General features: G+C 73.1%; 13 protein-coding genes and 1 tRNA gene. 7 read left to right on the top strand and 7 right to left on the bottom strand.

Going from position 1 to position 15,148, the window contains the following annotated elements:
• Nucleotides 1-125: 125 nt before the first annotated feature.
• From EF918_RS00190 to EF918_RS00170, 5 genes are all read right to left on the bottom strand, one after another.
• Nucleotides 126-1,586: a penicillin-binding protein 2 gene (locus EF918_RS00190; RefSeq protein WP_125638545.1), complete on the bottom strand. Its 1,461-nt coding sequence runs from the start codon at nt 1,584-1,586 to the stop codon at nt 126-128.
• The gene (locus EF918_RS00185; protein WP_125638542.1) at nt 1,583-3,007 is read right to left on the bottom strand and encodes an FtsW/RodA/SpoVE family cell cycle protein; all 1,425 of its coding nucleotides are present in this window, start codon (nt 3,005-3,007) and stop codon (nt 1,583-1,585) included. The genes EF918_RS00190 and EF918_RS00185 overlap by 4 nt, the downstream gene beginning before the upstream one ends.
• 43 nt (nt 3,008-3,050) lie before the next feature.
• Nucleotides 3,051-4,517 carry a PP2C family serine/threonine-protein phosphatase gene (locus EF918_RS00180; protein WP_125638539.1) on the bottom strand — a complete coding sequence of 489 codons (1,467 nt, stop codon included), beginning with the start codon at nt 4,515-4,517 and terminating at the stop codon, nt 3,051-3,053.
• A gap of 138 nt (nt 4,518-4,655) precedes the next feature.
• On the bottom strand, nt 4,656-5,156 hold the full coding sequence (locus EF918_RS00175; RefSeq protein WP_125638535.1) for an FHA domain-containing protein: 501 nt from the start codon (nt 5,154-5,156) through the stop codon (nt 4,656-4,658).
• Nucleotides 5,157-5,166: 10 nt separating this feature from the next.
• Nucleotides 5,167-5,994 (bottom strand): DUF3662 and FHA domain-containing protein, encoded by an 828-nt coding sequence (locus EF918_RS00170; protein ID WP_125638532.1) that lies wholly within the window; start codon nt 5,992-5,994, stop codon nt 5,167-5,169.
• Nucleotides 5,995-6,287: 293 nt separating this feature from the next.
• Between EF918_RS00170 and EF918_RS00165 the strand changes: the two genes are divergently transcribed.
• The 6 genes from EF918_RS00165 (at nt 6,288) to EF918_RS00140 (ending at nt 11,888) form a co-directional block, all read left to right on the top strand.
• A tRNA-Leu gene (locus EF918_RS00165) sits at nt 6,288-6,370 on the top strand.
• Between the two features lie 127 nt (nt 6,371-6,497).
• On the top strand, nt 6,498-8,189 hold the full coding sequence (locus EF918_RS00160) for a sensor histidine kinase (RefSeq protein WP_260609661.1): 1,692 nt from the start codon (nt 6,498-6,500) through the stop codon (nt 8,187-8,189).
• A gap of 72 nt (nt 8,190-8,261) precedes the next feature.
• Complete coding sequence (locus EF918_RS00155; RefSeq protein WP_125638529.1) at nt 8,262-8,921, top strand: response regulator transcription factor; 660 nt, start codon at nt 8,262-8,264, stop codon at nt 8,919-8,921.
• A gap of 174 nt (nt 8,922-9,095) precedes the next feature.
• Complete coding sequence (locus tag EF918_RS00150) at nt 9,096-10,490, top strand: DUF2252 domain-containing protein (RefSeq protein WP_125638526.1); 1,395 nt, start codon at nt 9,096-9,098, stop codon at nt 10,488-10,490.
• Between the two features lie 89 nt (nt 10,491-10,579).
• The gene (locus tag EF918_RS00145) at nt 10,580-11,416 is read left to right on the top strand and encodes a hypothetical protein (protein ID WP_125638522.1); all 837 of its coding nucleotides are present in this window, start codon (nt 10,580-10,582) and stop codon (nt 11,414-11,416) included.
• Between the two features lie 127 nt (nt 11,417-11,543).
• Nucleotides 11,544-11,888: a rhodanese-like domain-containing protein gene (locus tag EF918_RS00140; protein WP_125638518.1), complete on the top strand. Its 345-nt coding sequence runs from the start codon at nt 11,544-11,546 to the stop codon at nt 11,886-11,888.
• 87 nt (nt 11,889-11,975) lie between these two features.
• Here EF918_RS00140 and EF918_RS00135 read toward each other — a convergent pair whose 3' ends face one another.
• Together EF918_RS00135 and EF918_RS00130 are read right to left on the bottom strand one after the other, a co-directional pair.
• Nucleotides 11,976-13,112, bottom strand: coding sequence for an acyl-CoA dehydrogenase family protein (locus EF918_RS00135; protein WP_125638515.1), 1,137 nt, complete (start codon nt 13,110-13,112; stop codon nt 11,976-11,978).
• Between the two features lie 107 nt (nt 13,113-13,219).
• The gene (locus EF918_RS00130; protein ID WP_125638512.1) at nt 13,220-14,080 is read right to left on the bottom strand and encodes a helix-turn-helix domain-containing protein; all 861 of its coding nucleotides are present in this window, start codon (nt 14,078-14,080) and stop codon (nt 13,220-13,222) included.
• A 102-nt stretch (nt 14,081-14,182) separates the two neighbouring features.
• Between EF918_RS00130 and EF918_RS00125 the strand changes: the two genes are divergently transcribed.
• A complete protein-coding gene (locus EF918_RS00125; RefSeq protein WP_125638509.1) occupies nt 14,183-15,127 on the top strand; it encodes an MBL fold metallo-hydrolase in 945 nt (314 codons plus the stop codon).
• Nucleotides 15,128-15,148 lie beyond the last annotated feature (21 nt).

Genomic DNA, 15,148 nt, shown 5'->3' with positions numbered 1-15,148 from the left:
CCGACCGCACCCGTGTGTGGTCCGGCGGTGCGCTGCTCGCGCAAAGGCTACCGGCCGATCGTCGGTGATCGGGTGGCGGCCACAGGCTGATACCGGACCGGTACCGTGCGCTGCGGCCCCCACGGTCAGCCCTGGTTCTGCAGTACGGCCTGCATGACCTTCTTGGCCACCGGGGCGGCCAGGCCGCCACCGCTGATGTCCTCGCGGTCGGCGTCGGAGTCCTCGATGACCACGGCGACGGCGACGGGGGAGCCCTTGTCGGTCTTGGCGTACGAGATGAACCAGGCGTACGGGTTCTTCTTGTTCTTCTCACCGTGCTGGGCGGTACCGGTCTTGCCGCCGACCGTCACCCCGGGGATCTTGGCCTTGGTGCCGGTGCCGGTCTCGACGACGTTGACCATCATCTGCTGGACCTTCTGCGCGTTGGCGGCGGAGAGGGGCCGGCTCATCTCCTGCGGCTCGGTCTTCTCGATGACGTCGAGGTTGGGGGCCGTGAGCTGGTCGACCATGTACGGCTTCATCAGCTTGCCGTCGTTGGCGATCGCGGCGGCGACCATGGCCATCTGGAGCGGGGTGGCGGCGGTGTTGAACTGGCCGATGCCCGAGAGGGCGTTGCCGGGCGCGTCCATGTTCTTGTCGTAGACGCTGGCGAACGCGCGGACCGGGGTGTCGATCTTGCCGTTGTTGAAGCCGAACTTCTCCGCCGTCTCCACCATCTTGTCGCGGGTGACCTTGTCGGCGATGTTGGCGAAGACGGTGTTGCAGGAGACCTTCAGGGCCTCGTTCAGGCTCGCCTTCTCGCAGCCGCCGTGCTGGTTGGGCAGCGGCGTCCTGGTCTTGGGGAGGAGGTACGGCTCGGGGGTGTCGGTCGGCGCGTTGATGTCGGAAACGACCCCGTGCTCCAGGGCGGCCGCGGCGGTGACCACCTTGAACGTGGAACCGGGCGGGTAGGTCTCGCGCAGTGCGCGGTTGACGAGGTTCTTGTCCGGGCTGTCCTTCAGCTCGACCCAGGCCTTCTCGTCGGTCTTGGAGTTGCCGGCGAAGGCGGACGGGTCGTACGAGGGGGTGCTGACCAGCGCGAGGATGGCGCCGGTGCGCGGGTCGATCGCGGCGACGGCGCCCTTCTTGTCGCCGAGGCCCTCGTAGGCGGCCTTCTGCGCGGCGGCCTTGAGGGTGGTGACGACGTTGCCGCCCTGCTTCTTCTCCCCGGTGAACATGCCGATGGTGCGGTCGAAGAACAGCCGGTCGTCGTTGCCGGTGAGGATGCCGTCCTCCAGGGACTCCAGCTGGGTGGAGCCGAACGCCTGGGAGGCGAAGCCGGTGACGGGCGCCCACAGGCGGCCGTCGAGGTAGGTCCGCTTGTACTTGTAGTCGCTGCCGTCCACGGCCTGGGAGCCGGTGATGGGCTGGCCCTCGACGATGATGTTGCCGCGTTCGGTGCCGTACTGGGCGATCTGGACCCGGCGGTTCTCCTTGCGGGTGGCCAGCTCCTCGGCCTGCACGTACTGCAGCCAGTTCGTGCGCACCAGCAGGGCGAGGATGAGCAGCCCGCAGAAGATCGCGATTCTGCGCAGGGGCTTGTTCATGACGGGCGGACCACCTGGGTCATCTCGGAGTCGGGGGACTGGGCGGGAGCCGGTGCGGGGCGGCGTGCGGTGTCGCTGATCCGGATGAGGATGCCGATCAGGGCCCAGTTCGCGAGGACGGACGAACCACCGGACGCGAGGAACGGCATGGTCATACCGGTGAGGGGGATGAGGCCCATCACGCCACCGGCGACGACGAAGATCTGGATGGCGAAGGCGCCGGACAGGCCGATCGCGAACAGCTTGCCGAACGGGTCCCGGGCGGCCAGCGCGGTACGCGCGCCCCGCTCGATGATCAGGCCGTAGAGCAGCAGGAACGCCATGACGCCGGTGAGCCCGAGCTCCTCGCCGACGGTGGAGAAGATGAAGTCGGAGTTGGCGGCGAAGCCGATGAGGTCGGAGTTGCCCTGGCCCCAGCCCGCGCCCAGGACCCCGCCCGAGCCGAAGCTCATGATCGACTGGCCGACCTGCTCACAGGCGCCGGAGGTGCTGTAGCAGGCGAAGGGGTCGAGCCAGGCGGTGACACGGGCCTTGACGTGGCTGGCGGTGGTGCCGACGACCACGGCGCCGGCGACCGACATCAGCAGACCGATCACGATCCAGCTGGTCCGCTCGGTGGCCACGTACAGCATGATCACGAACATGCCGAAGAACAGCAGCGACGTGCCCAGGTCGTTCTCGAAGACGAGGATGAGCAGGCTCATCGCCCAGATCATCAGGATCGGGCCGAGGTCGCGGCCGCGCGGCAGGTAGAGGCCCATGAACCGGCGGCTGGCCAGGGCCAGGGCGTCCCGCTTGACCATCAGGTAGCCGGAGAAGAAGATCGCGATGACGATCTTGGCGAACTCACCGGGCTGGATGGAGAAACCGGCCACCCGGATCCAGATCTTGGCGCCGAACACGTCCGCGCCCAGGCCCGGGATGACGGGCAGGATCAGCAGGACGAGCGCCGCGGCCATCGAGATGTACGTGAACCGCTGGAGCGTGCGGTGGTCCTTGAGGACCAGCAGCACGGCGGAGAACAGCACGATGCCCAGGGCCGTGTACAGCATCTGGTTCGGGGTGGACTCGGAGAAGCCGCCGAACGCCCGCTTGGCGAGGTTCTGCAGCCGCTCGGACTGGTCCAGCCGCCAGATCAGCACCAGGCCCAGGCCGTTGAGGAGGATGCCCAGGGGCAGCAGCAGCGGGTCGGCGTACTTGGCGAAGCGGCGTACGACGAGGTGGGCGACGCCCGCCAGCACGGCCAGGCCCAGGCCGTAGACGAGCATGCCAGGGGGCAGCTTGCCGTGGATGGCGAGGCCGACGTTGGCGTAGGCGAAGATCGGGATGACCACGGCGAAGCCGAGCAGCATCAGCTCGGTGTTCCGCCTGCTCGGCAGCTCGATGGCGCCGATCGTGGTCGTGTTGGTGACAACGCTCATGGTGTGACGGGCCCCCTGTGCCCGCAGGTGACTGCTGGTACCGCTACTGCTTCTCGCACAGGCCGACGAGCTTCTGCTCCTCGGGTGTCAGGGCGGTGTCCGCGGGCGGTGTCTGGTTGTTCGCCTCGGCGCTGCGGCGGGCCTCGTCCTTCTTGCAGGCGGTGACCTGGAGGGCGAGCTCGTCGACCTTCTGACGGGCGCGCTCGACGGAGTCCTCGGTGATGGCGCCCTCGACCTGCTTGCGCTTGAAGGACGGCAGGTACTTCAGCTCGATGTCGGGGCGGTCCGTCTCCACCTTCGACAGCTTGATCGGGCCGAGGTCCTGGCTGAGACCACGGTAGAGGGCGACGTGGTCGCCGTTCTTCCCGACGAAGAACTGCGTCTGGGTCCAGCGGTGCGCCGCGTAGACGCCTCCGCCGATGACCCCGGCGACGACCAGCAGGAGCAGGGTGCGGGTGGTCCACCTGCGCCCTTTGCTGCGGCGCCGGCGCGGGTGGTCGTAGTGGTCGTCGGCCCCGCGGTCCTCGGCGTCGTACGGCTCGGCCTCGCCGAACGAGCCGTAGGGGCCGCCGTACCCGGGGTCGGGTGCGGCGCCGTAGCCGGGGACCTCGCCGCTGCCGGGCGGGCCGAAGGCGCCGGGCGGCGGGGTCTGCCGGCCCAGGCCGGCGGCCCGGCCGGCGGGGGTCTGCATGGCGCCGCCGTGGTCGAACAGCTGGTGCTGGTTCTCGGCGACCGCGCCGACGACCACCGGGGTGTCGCTGAGCTGGGCGGCGAGGGTGTCGCCGCTGTCGGTGTCGAGGACGTCGGCGACGATGCAGGTGATGTTGTCGGGGCCGCCGCCGCGCAGGGCGAGCTGGATCAGCGCCTGCACGGTGTCGTGGGGGCCGTGGTAGTCGGCGAGGGTCTCCTCCAGCGTCTGGTGGGAGACGACGCCGGAGAGGCCGTCGGAGCAGACCAGGTAGCGGTCGCCGACCCGGACCTCACGGATCGACAGGTCGGGCTCGACGTGCTCGCTGCTGCCCAGTGCGCGCATCAGCAGGGACCGCTGCGGGTGGGTGGTGGCCTCTTCCTCGGTGATGCGGCCCTCGTCCACCAGCCGCTGCACCCAGGTGTGGTCCTGGGTGATCTGGGTGAGGACGCCGTCGCGCAGCAGGTAGGCGCGCGAGTCGCCGACGTGCACCAGACCCAGCCGGGCGCCGGTCCACAGCAGGGCGGTGAGCGTGGTGCCCATGCCCTCCAGCTGCGCGTCCTCCTCGACCATGCCGCGCAACTGGTCGTTGGCGCGCTGCACGGCGACGCCGAGCGAGGTGAGCACGTCGGAGCCCGGGATGTCGTCGTCGAGCTGGACGAGCGAGGAGATGACCTCGGAACTGGCCACCTCACCGGCGGCCTGACCGCCCATGCCGTCCGCGACGGCGAGCAGCCGGGGACCGGCGTAGCCGGAGTCCTCGTTGCCCTCGCGGATCATGCCCTTGTGCGATCCGGCGGCGAACCTCAGCGACAGGCTCATGCGCACCTGCCCTGTCGGTGATCCGGCATCCGGGTACAGAGCCACACTGCCCACCCTCCGGTCGGGAGCGCGCTCGGTGCGTCGCCCTCAGGGCCACGGACCGCTGCGGCTCGCTCGCTCCGCTCGCTCATTCTCGTACTACTTCCGCAGCTCGATGACGGTCTTACCGATGCGGATCGGGGCGCCCGGCGGAATGAGCTGCGGGGTGGTCAGACGGGTCCGGTCGAGATACGTGCCGTTGGTGGACCCGAGATCCTCGACGATCCACTGGCCGTCCCGGTCGGGGTAGATCCTGGCATGCCGGCTGGAGGCGTAGTCGTCGTCCAGCACGATCGTGGAGTCGTGTGCCCGGCCCAGGCTGATGGTCTGCCCTTGGAGGGCGACCGTCGTGCCCGTAAGGGTGCCCTCGGTGACCACCAGCTTGGTGGGGGCGCCCCGGCGCTGGCGCTGCTGCGGAGGAGCCGCCTGTCGCCCGCCGCCCTGCTGCGGGGCCGCCTGGGACGAGCCGCGGCGCGAGCCGCGCTGGGTCACGCGGGTGCCGAACAGGTCACTGCGGATGACCTGGACGGCCACGATGACGAACAGCCACAGAACGGCCAGGAAACCCAGCCGCATGACCGTCAGGGTCAGCTCTGACATTGCCCCCGCTTCACCCTTCGGCTTGCCGGTAAATGATGGTCGTGCTGCCCACGACGATCCGCGAGCCGTCGCGGAGCGTAGCGCGGGTGGTGTGCTGCCCGTCCACCACGATGCCGTTGGTGGACCCGAGATCCTGGATCGTCGAGGGCGTTCCGGTCCGGATCTCACAGTGCCGGCGCGAGACGCCGGGGTCGTCGATCCGTACGTCGGCTTCGGTGCTGCGGCCGAGTACGAGCGTGGGACGGGAAATCTGGTGGCGGGTGCCGTTGATCTCGATCCAGCGGCGCACGGCGTGGCCGCCGGCGGCCACCGGGGCCACGTGGCCGCCGCCGCCCGCGGGGCGGCGCGCACCGCCGGGCGGGCCGGGCGGCGGGGAGCTGGGCATCGGCGGGGCGCCCGCCGGCGGGTAGCCGTAGCCGCCCTGTCCCTGCTGCTGGCCGGGGCCTGCCGGGGCCTGGGAGGTGCTGGAGGCGAGGGTGCGGCTGCGCACGCGGTACAGGCCGGTGTCGAGGTCCTCGGCCTTCTCCAGGTGGACCTTGATCGGGCCCATGAACGTGTACCGCTGCTGCTTGGCGTAGTCGCGGACGAGGCCCGCGAGCTCGTCGCCGAGCTGGCCGGAGTACGGGCTCAGGCGCTCGTAGTCGGGGGTGGAGAGCTCGACGATGAAGTCGTTGGGGACCACGGTGCGCTCGCGGTTCCAGATCGTGGCGTTGTTGTCGCACTCGCGCTGCAGGGCGCCGGCGATCTCCACGGGCTGGACCTCGGACTTGAAGACCTTGGCGAAGGTGCCGTTCACCAGACCTTCGAGTCGCTGCTCGAACCGCTTCAGGACTCCCATCGGGCACCTCCTCCGTCGTTGTCGCCCTGTACTGCTTACTGATCGTATCCACGCGTGGGGGATTCGGGTGGTTCCCCTTGCCCCATGTGTGGACGAGTGTTGGTCCTCACAAGGGATCGTAGGGGCGCTCCGTGAACAGTGTCCCGCACGCGGAGGGCACTACGGGAGGGGCTGTCGGGACGTCGTGCGGGGCGTGCGGGGAAAGCGATTTCAGACCACCGGCTCTGACGTGCTAATGTTCCGGTGTCGCCAGGGGAACGGCCCGAAAGGGAAGAACCACTGGGACGCTGCTCGGGCGAGTGGCGGAACGGCAGACGCGCTGGCTTCAGGTGCCAGTGTCCTTCGGGACGTGGGGGTTCAAATCCCCCCTCGCCCACTGTGGGAAGCCCCGCGGATCAATGATCCGCGGGGCTTCTTCCGTTGTGCGGCACGCGACTTTCGTCGGGCGGGGCGCGACGAAAGTGTGCAGCCGGGCGGCGGGGGCGCGGCCTAGGGTCGGGCGCGTGGATGTGACGTCGAAGGTGCGCGCGGGCTGGACCTGGCTCCAGGGGCCGGAGCGGTGGACGCGGGCCGCGCTGGTCAAGGACTGCGCGATGGCCGCCGTACTGGCGGTGCTCGGCATGCCGTTGCAGGAGCTGGAGAACGGCGCCTGGTGGCGGCACACGCTGGCCGTGACGGCCGTGGTGCTCCTCACACTGCTGCGGCGCCGGCTGCCGACGGGGACGCTGGTGGCGGGCGCGGTGATCAGCGGGGTGCTGCCCGGCGCGTTCGTGGTGACGATCCTGCTCGCCTGGTCGGCGGGCCGCCGGATCGTCGGCGTCACCCGGGCCGTGGTCGCGTTCACGCTGACGTTCGCGCTGGAGGTCGGCGTCGCGGTGATCGCGGAGTGGTCGAACACCCGCCTCCTGTGGACCGCGGTCTTCGTCACGCTGGTGTTCCTCGTGACCACCCTGATGCCGGGTCTGGCCAGCCGGTACTGGTACCAGCGGCGGACCCTGCTGCACGCGCTCCAGGAGCGCAACGCCCAGCTCGTGCGGGAGCGGGCGATGATCGCCGGCCAGGCGCGGCTGCGGGAACGCCAGCGGATCGCCCAGGACATGCACGACAGCCTCGGCCACCAGCTCGCGCTGATCTCGGTGCACACCGGTGCGCTGGAGGTCGACCCGGCACTGACGGACCGTCAGCGCGAGGCGGTGGGTGTGCTGCGGCAGGCCTCGGTGGGGGCGATGCACGAACTGCGCGAGGTCGTGGGCATCCTGCGGGACGGGGTGGAGGCACCGCTCTCGGCGGAGGACACCGCACAGCCGGCCACCCGCGGGGTGGCCGGCATCGGCGGCGTGGTGGAGGCGGCCCGGGCGGCGGGCACCGATGCGCGCCTGACCGTGACCGGGCCGACCCGGCCGCTGGCACCGGCCTGCGACCACGCGGCGTACCGGATCGTGCAGGAGGCGCTCACCAACGCCTACAAGCACGCGCCGGGCGCGGCGATCTCGGTGGAACTGCGCTACGAGGACGACTCCCTGGTCGTGGAGATCGCCAACGGCCCGGCCGTGGCCGGGTCCCCGGCCGCGGTGGTCTCCGGCGGGCAGGGCCTGACGGGGCTGCGCGAGCGGGCCCGGCTGGTGGGCGGCATGGTGCACGCGGGCCCGGTCGAGGGCGGCGGCTTCCGGGTCGCGGGCGTGCTGCCGTACGGCACCGAGCCGGCCGGGGCCAAGCTGCGCCAGCCCGACGACTTCGGACAGCTGGCCGCGCGGCCGTCGGGGGCCACGGCGCCGATGGACTGGGCGGCGGTCGACCGGGAACTGGCCGAGGGGACCCGGCGGTCCCCCAGCGGCGGGCTGGCACTGGGCTGCGGCATCGCCTTCGCGGCCGTGGTGCTGCTGGTGATCGTGGGCGTGGCGATGATCGCCCTGATGGCCAGCTCGGCCGACGAGGCGTTCGTGTCCCGGGACGAGTACGACCAGGTGCACGTGGGGCAGAGCGAGAAGGAGGTCCGTGGCGTCCTGCCCAGCGGCGACTCGATCATGACCTCGGGCCTGGACCGCAAGGGCCCGCCGAAGCCGGCCGGGAGCGTGTGCCTGGCGCTGCTGGACTCGGACGAGGACGAGGCGCTGTCCAAGGACCGGGTTTTCCGGTTCTGCTTCAAGGACGGCAAGCTCGTCGAGAAGCAGGCGTACGAAGTGGACGCGGGCTGAGCGGGCCGAGGCACGAGTGGGACCAGTGGCAGGGGCACCGGTGGGCCCGGTGGGAGCAGTGGGAGCGTGGGCGTGACGGGCAAGGCCATCAGGGTGCTGATCGCCGACGACGAGCCGCTGATCCGGGCGGGCATCAGGATGATCCTGACCTCGGACCCGGGGATCGAGGTGGTCGCGGAGGCGCCGAACGGGCGCGAGGCGGTGGAGCTGGCACGCGCCCACCACCCGGACGTGGTGCTGCTGGACATCCAGATGCCGGTGCTGGACGGGCTGAGCGCCCTGGCGGAGTTGGGCCGGGCGGTGCCGCAGACCCGGGTGCTGATCCTGACGACGTTCGGCGAGCGGGAGAACGTCCTGCGCGCCCTGTCCGAGGGCGGCGCGGGCTTCCTGCTGAAGGACTCGGCGCCGGGCGAGCTGATCGGCGCGGTGCGGGCGGCCGCGGCCGGGGACGCGTACCTCTCGCCGGGGGCCACCCGGCACGTGGTGGACCAGCTCGCGTCGGGGCGCGAGGCGGCCCGGGGCGAGGAGGCCCGCCGCCGGGTGGCGGAGCTGAGCGAGCGCGAGCGGGGGGTGCTGGCGCTGCTCGGGGAGGGCCTGTCCAACGCCGACGCGGGCCGGCGGCTGCACATGAGCGAGGCGACGGTGAAGACGTACGTCAGCCGGATCCTGGCGAAGCTGGAGTGCGAGAACCGGGTCCAGGCGGCCCTGCTGGCCCGGGACGCGGGGCTGTAGCGGCGGGAGGGGGAGCCGAGGCGCAAGGGCGTCGCGGGAACCGGCGCGGCGGGTCGGAACCGGGGCGGTGCCGGTGGCGTCGGTACGGCGTGGGGTCCGGGTTTCGCCGGCCGGCAGCGGGTCGGTACGGTCAGGGCACCGAGAACGAAGATCGACACGGGGGGTCCGGCGGACATGGCAGCGGAGCGGATACCGGCGGTGGCGGGGTTCGCGCCGCGCACGGCGGCCGGGGTGTCGCCCAAGGAGGCGGGCAAGGCGCTGCGCAGGAGCGTCCCGCGCGCCGCGCACGCGCGGTTCACGCCGGCGCCGGACCGCCCGGACGCGGTCCGTTCGGTGGAGGAGTCCAACGCCGGGCGGGTCGCGGAGCTGACCCCGATACGGGTGGGCCGGATGGCCGCCAACCCCTTCGCCTTCCTGCGCGGGTCCGCCGGCCTCATGGCCCACGACCTCGCCGGCACCCCGGTCACCGGCGTGGGCGCGCAGATCTGCGGCGATGCGCACGCGGCGAACTTCGGCCTGTACGGCGACGCCCGCGGCCGGCTGGTGATCGACCTCAACGACTTCGACGAGACCGTCTTCGGCCCCTGGGAGTGGGACGTCAAGCGGCTGGCCGCCTCGCTGGTGCTGGCCGGCCGGGTCGCGGGCGCGGCCGAGGACGTCTGCCGGGCGGCCGCCCAGGACGCGGTGGGCGCCTACCGGCGCACCGTGCGCCTGCTGGCCAAGCTGCCCGCGCTGGACGCCTGGAACGCCATCGCCGACGAGGAACTCGTCTCGCACACCGACGCCCGGGACCTGCTGGGCACGCTGGAGCGGGTCTCGGAGAAGGCCCGCAACAACACCAGCGCCCGGTTCGCGGCGAAGTCCACCGAGCAGACCGAGGAGGGCGGCCGGCGCTTCGTCGACGCCCTGCCGGTGCTGCGGCGGGTCGGGGACGCGGAGGCGGCGGCCGTCGCCTCCGCGCTCGGCCCGTACCTGGGCACCCTCCAGGGCGACCGGCTCCCGCTGCTGGCCCGGTACGCCATCCACGACGTGGCGTTCCGCGTGGTGGGCACCGGCAGCGTGGGCACCCGCTCGTACGTGGTGCTGCTGCTGGACCACCGGGGCGAGGCGCTGGTGCTCCAGGTCAAGGAGGCCCGCCCGTCGGTGCTGCTGCCGCACCTGCCGGCGGTGGGCTTCCGGGCGCCGGTGGAGGAGCACGAGGGCCGCCGGGTGGTGGCCGGGCAGCAGCAGATGCAGGTCGTCTCCGACATCCTGCTGGGCTGGACCACGGTGGAGGGGCGGCCATACCAGGTGCGCCAGTTCCGCAACCGCAAGGGCAGCGTGGACCCGGCGGCGCTGTCCGCCGACCAGATCGACGACTACGGCCGGATGACCGGCGCGCTGCTGGCCCGGGCGCACGCGCACAGCGCGGACCCGCGGCTGCTGGCCGGGTACTGCGGCAAGAACGAGGAGCTCGACGAGGCGGTGGCCGACTTCGCCGTGGCCTACGCCGACCGCACCGAGGCCGACCACGCGGACCTGGTCGCGGCGATCAAGGCGGGCCGGATCGCGGCGGAGGAGGGCGTCTAGCCGGTGGCGGAGGGCGTCCGGGCCGCGGTCGGCCGCTGCGGGGCAGGGGTCCGGGCCGCGGTCGGCCGGTGGGCCGTAGGGTGGGACGGGTGAGTGAGCAGACTGCCGGGGAGCCCTCGGCCCCCACGGACGGGCCCGCTGCCGACGAGCGGCCCGAGGCGCGACTGGAGCGGGCCGTGCGCGCGGCCGAGCAGGCGCTGATCGAGTTCGAGATCGCGGTGGAGACCTTCCGGGTCGAGGTGGAGAACTTCTCGCGGCTGCACCACCAGAAGCTCGGGCCCATGTACACCCGCCTCGACGAGCTGGACGCGCTCATCTGGGAGGCCCGGGCGGCGCGCTCGGGCGACCCGGAGGACCTCCGGCGCGCCCAGGACGCGCGGTCGCTGGTCATGCCGATGCCGGGGGTGGACGAGCTGTTCCACGACTGGATGGACTCCGACGGGATCTCCGACGACGCCGGGGCGATGCTCACCGATCGCCCGGTCCGGCCCCCGCAGCGGGTCCGGCCGTCCGACGAGGTGCGCAAGCTCTACCGCGACCTGGTGCGCCGGGCGCACCCGGACCTCGCCCGCGACGAGGCCGAGCGGGGCCGCCGGGACGCGTTCATCGCCCGGGCGAACGAGGCGTACGCGCGCGGCGACGAGCAGCAGCTGCGCGCCCTGGCCGAGGAATGGGCGGCCGGCCCGCTGCCCGAGGCGGCCGGGCCGACCGGGAGCGAGGAGCTCTACGCCCGGCTGGAGTGGCTGTCCCGGCGCAAGGAGCTGCTGGCGCTGGTGGCCCGGGAGCTGGAGGAGAGCGCGATCGGCTCGATGCTGCGGATGGCCCCGGACGACCCGGACCGGCTGCTGGACGAGATCGCCGAACAGCTCCTGGCCCAGGTCGCGCAGCGCGAGGCCGAGCTGGCCCAGGCCCAGGCCCAGGCCTAGGCGCCTGGCCGGGTCGGGCCCGTCCTGTCCTGCTCCGTCCTGCGGGCCGGTGGGGGCCGGTGCGGGCCGTCGGGCGGTGGCCGTGGGGCACACTGGCGGTGGGTTCTCTTTTCGAAAGGCGATACGCATGAGCTTCGGCACCGTGCCCGTGGTGGGCGTCGACGCGCTGGACGCGGACAGCTTCATCCTCGACGTCCGTGAGCAGGACGAATGGGACGCCGGGCACGCCGAGGGCGCGCTGCACATCCCGATGAGCGAGTTCGTCGAGCGGTTCGGCGAGCTGACGGAGGCGGCCGAGGACGGCCGCCGGGTGTTCGTGATGTGCCGGGTCGGCGGCCGTTCGGCGCAGGTCGCGCGCTACCTGGTCGGCCAGGGGCTCGACGCCGTGAACGTCGACGGCGGCATGCAGGACTGGGAGGCCTCGGGCCGCCCGGTGGTCACCGACTCGGGCGCCCCCGGCACCGTCGTCTGACCCGTACGGGCCCGGCCCGGCCCGGGTGAGGGCCAGCCCGGCCCGGCCCGGGTGAGGGCCCGGGACCCGGCCCCGTTCCAGCGCCCGTCAGCCGAGGGGATGGGCGGCCAGGAGGTCGCCCAGCGCCTCCTCGTGGGCCGCGGCCGGGCCGAGCGACAGCTCCAGCTGCTTGGCCCAGGCGTGGTAGCGGTGCAGCGGGTAGTCGGTGTCCGCGCCGAAGCCGCCGTGCAGGTGCTGCGCGGTCTGCACGACCCGGCGTACGCCCTCCGAGGCCCAGATCTTGGCCACCGCCACGTCCCCGGCGCAGGGCAGCGGGCCGCCCGAGCCGGGGCTGTCCAGCCGCCAGGCGGCCTGCCAGAGGGTGACCTCCATGGCCCGCAGGTCGATGTAGCGGTCGGCGGCCTGGACGGCGACGGCCTGGAAGGTGGCCACGGGGTGGCCGAACTGCTCGCGCTTGCCCGTGTACGCGCTGGTCATGCCGAGCACGGCCGCGCCCAGGCCCAGCGCGAGCGCACAGGTGCCGGTGGCCAGCGTCAGGCGCAGCCGCTCCCAGGCCTCCGGGTCCGCCACGAGGTGCTCGGCGGGGACCCGTACGCCGTCCAGCGTGAGTTCGGCCAGCAGCTCGCCGCTGGTGGAGTACTGGCCGGCCAGGGTCAACCCGGCGCAGGCGCGGGGCAGCAGGGCCAGCACGGCCGATCCCTCGCCGGTGTGCGCCGGCACGGCGATCCAGTCGGCGCCGTGCGCCCAGGCGACCGCGGTCTGCACGCCGTCCAGCACCCAGGTCCCGCCGTCGGCGCGGGCGGTGACGGCGAGTTCGGCCGGGTCGTGCCCGGTCCGGCCGTGCGCGGCCACGGTGAGCACCAGCTCGCCACGGGCGGCGGCGGGCAGCAGCTCCTCGGCCAGGCGCGGGTCGGCGGCGGACTGGAGGGCCGCCGCGGTGGCGCAGTGCTCCAGCAGCGGGACCCGGGCCAGCACCTTGGCGGACTCGCGCAGCAGCAGGCACAGGGCGACGGTGTCCAGGCCGGCGCCGCCGTACCGCTCGGCCAGCACCAGGCCGAGCAGGTCGGCCGCGGCGAGCCGGGCCCACAGCGGGCGGTCGAAGTCGTCGGCCACGGCGCCCGGGGTGAGCGCGGGGCTGGGCACGGAGTCCGGGGCGACGTCCGCGAGGACGGCCCGGGCCGCCTCGACGACGGCCTGCTGCTCCTCGGTGAAGGTGAAGTCCACGACCTGTCCTTCCGCGCGCACCGGCGACGTTCTGACGGTGCGTCAAGATAGAACAAGTTCTGGAAATTGAACAGCCCGCGGTCGGCCCGGGGCCACGGCGCCGCGGGCTACGAGGCCGCGGGGTGGGCGGTGGCCTGGGCGAGGAGGGTGAGGGCCGTGTGGTCCGGGGAGCCGGCCGGGGCCGTGGCCACGAGGAGGGTCTGGTCCTCGGTGACCCGCAGCGCCTGCTGGGTCACGGTCAGGGTCCCGACCAGGGGGTGCCACATCCGCTGCTCGGCGGAGGTGCAGGGCCGGGCCCGGTGGTCGGCCCACAGGGTGGCGAACTCCGTGCTCTGCATGCTGAGCTCACCGATCAGGGAGCCGAGGAGCGCGTCGTCCGGATGCCGGCCGGCCGCGTACCGCAGGTTGGCCACGGCGGCCCGGGCCTTGGACTCCCAGGAGACGTAGAGCTCGCGCAGGTACGGGTCCAGGAAGATCAGCGCGGCCATGTTGGGGCGGTCGGCGGGCCGGTCGGGCGCCGTCGGGTCGACGTGGCCGGCGAACAGGGCGTGGCCCAGGGGGTTCCAGGCCAGGACGTCGGCGCGGTGGCCGGTGAGGACGGCCGGGACGCCGGGCATGGAGTCCAGCAGCCGCAGGGTCGCGGGGTCCACCCGCTCGGCCGGCGGGCGCCGGGCGGCCGGGCGGCGGACGGCCCGGCCGGCGAGGTCGTGCACGTGCCGGCGCTCGGCCTCGTCGAGGTCCAGCGCCCGGGCGAGCGCGTCCAGCACCTCCGGCGAGGCGTGGTGGGCGTGGCCCTGTTCGAGGCGTGCGTAGTACGAGGCGCTGACCCCGGCGAGGAGCGCGAGTTCCTCGCGCCGCAGGCCCGGGACGCGGCGCCGTTCGCCGTACGTGGCCAGGCCGATGTCCGCCGGGCGCAGCCGCGACCGGCGGGCCTGCAGGAACGCGCCGAGGCTGCTCTGTCCGTCCATGTGCGCCAGTATCTCCGGGCGTTGCGACGGCTTGCCTCTCCCTGCCGGGGACAGGCAGCGGAAGGTGTGGCTGCCCGGTGCGGGGCCGCGCAGCCTGGGGCCATGGACAACGACACCATCGAGTGGGGCGACGTCACCGTGACCCGGGTCCGGGAGTTCCAGGGGCCGGTCGGACGGGGACCCCACGACTTCGTGCCCGGCAGCAGCGAGGACGTCTGGGCGGCGCAGGAGCACTGGCTCAGGCCCGAGTTCGTCGACGGGGAGCCGCCGCTGGCCCGGGTCACGCTGCAGACCTGGGTGCTGCGCAGCGAGGGCCGCGTCATCCTCGTCGACACCGGCGCAGGCAACCGCAAGGCGCGGCCCGGCATGCCGTGGGACCAGCAGGAGACGGCGTTCCTGGAGGACCTGGCGCGGGCCGGGGTCCGGCCCGAGGACGTCGACCTCGTCGTCAACACCCATCTGCACGGGGACCACGTGGGGTGGAACACCCGCCTGGACGGGGACGCGTGGGTGCCCACCTTCCCCCGCGCCCGCTATCTGATCAACCGCAGCGAATTCGACTTCTGGAACCCGGCGAACGGCCATGTCTCGGTCCTCGGCGACGGCAACGCCGGGGTCTTCGAGGACAGCGTGGCTCCCGTCCACGAGGCGGGTCTGGTCGACCTGTGGGAGGACGGCCACCGGATCGACGCCCACCTCCGGCTGGACCTCGCCGCCGGGCACACCCCCGGCTCCAGCGTGCTCACCCTGGTCTCGGGCGGTGACCGGGCGGTGTTCGTGGGCGACCTGCTGCACAGCCCGGTGCAGGTCCTGGAGCCGGACGCGAACAGCTGCTTCTGCGAGGACGCGGCGCAGGCGCGGGCCACCCGCCGCCGGGTCCTCGGTTGGGCCGCCGACCACGGCGGGCTGGTGGTACCGGCGCACTTCGGCTCCCACGGCGCCCTGGAGGTCGTCCGGGACGCCGGGGCCTTCGCGATCAAGGGCTGGGCGCCGTTCGCCGCGGGTGCCCCGGCGGCCGCGGGGGCGGTGGCCCGGGTGGCGGGCTAGGCCGGAAGGGGCGTCTCCGGA

It is taken from the genome of Streptomyces sp. WAC06614 (assembly GCF_003949795.1).
Lineage (GTDB): Bacteria > Actinomycetota > Actinomycetes > Streptomycetales > Streptomycetaceae > Streptomyces.
The sequence above is the reverse complement of the archived record's forward strand: the minus strand, read 5'-3'. Positions and strand labels throughout refer to the sequence as shown.

What these genes read in the sequence shown, in the direction of transcription:
- EF918_RS00190 (WP_125638545.1), bottom strand. Translation starts at nt 1,586, where the DNA reads ATGAACAAGCCCCTGCGCAGAATCGCGATCTTCTGCGGGCTGCTCATC.
- EF918_RS00185 (WP_125638542.1), bottom strand. Translation starts at nt 3,007, where the DNA reads ATGAGCGTTGTCACCAACACGACCACGATCGGCGCCATCGAGCTGCCG.
- EF918_RS00180 (WP_125638539.1), bottom strand. Translation starts at nt 4,517, where the DNA reads ATGAGCCTGTCGCTGAGGTTCGCCGCCGGATCGCACAAGGGCATGATC.
- EF918_RS00175 (WP_125638535.1), bottom strand. Translation starts at nt 5,156, where the DNA reads ATGTCAGAGCTGACCCTGACGGTCATGCGGCTGGGTTTCCTGGCCGTT.
- EF918_RS00170 (WP_125638532.1), bottom strand. Translation starts at nt 5,994, where the DNA reads ATGGGAGTCCTGAAGCGGTTCGAGCAGCGACTCGAAGGTCTGGTGAAC.
- EF918_RS00150 (WP_125638526.1), top strand. Translation starts at nt 9,096, where the DNA reads ATGGCAGCGGAGCGGATACCGGCGGTGGCGGGGTTCGCGCCGCGCACG.
- EF918_RS00140 (WP_125638518.1), top strand. Translation starts at nt 11,544, where the DNA reads ATGAGCTTCGGCACCGTGCCCGTGGTGGGCGTCGACGCGCTGGACGCG.
- EF918_RS00130 (WP_125638512.1), bottom strand. Translation starts at nt 14,080, where the DNA reads ATGGACGGACAGAGCAGCCTCGGCGCGTTCCTGCAGGCCCGCCGGTCG.
- EF918_RS00125 (WP_125638509.1), top strand. Translation starts at nt 14,183, where the DNA reads ATGGACAACGACACCATCGAGTGGGGCGACGTCACCGTGACCCGGGTC.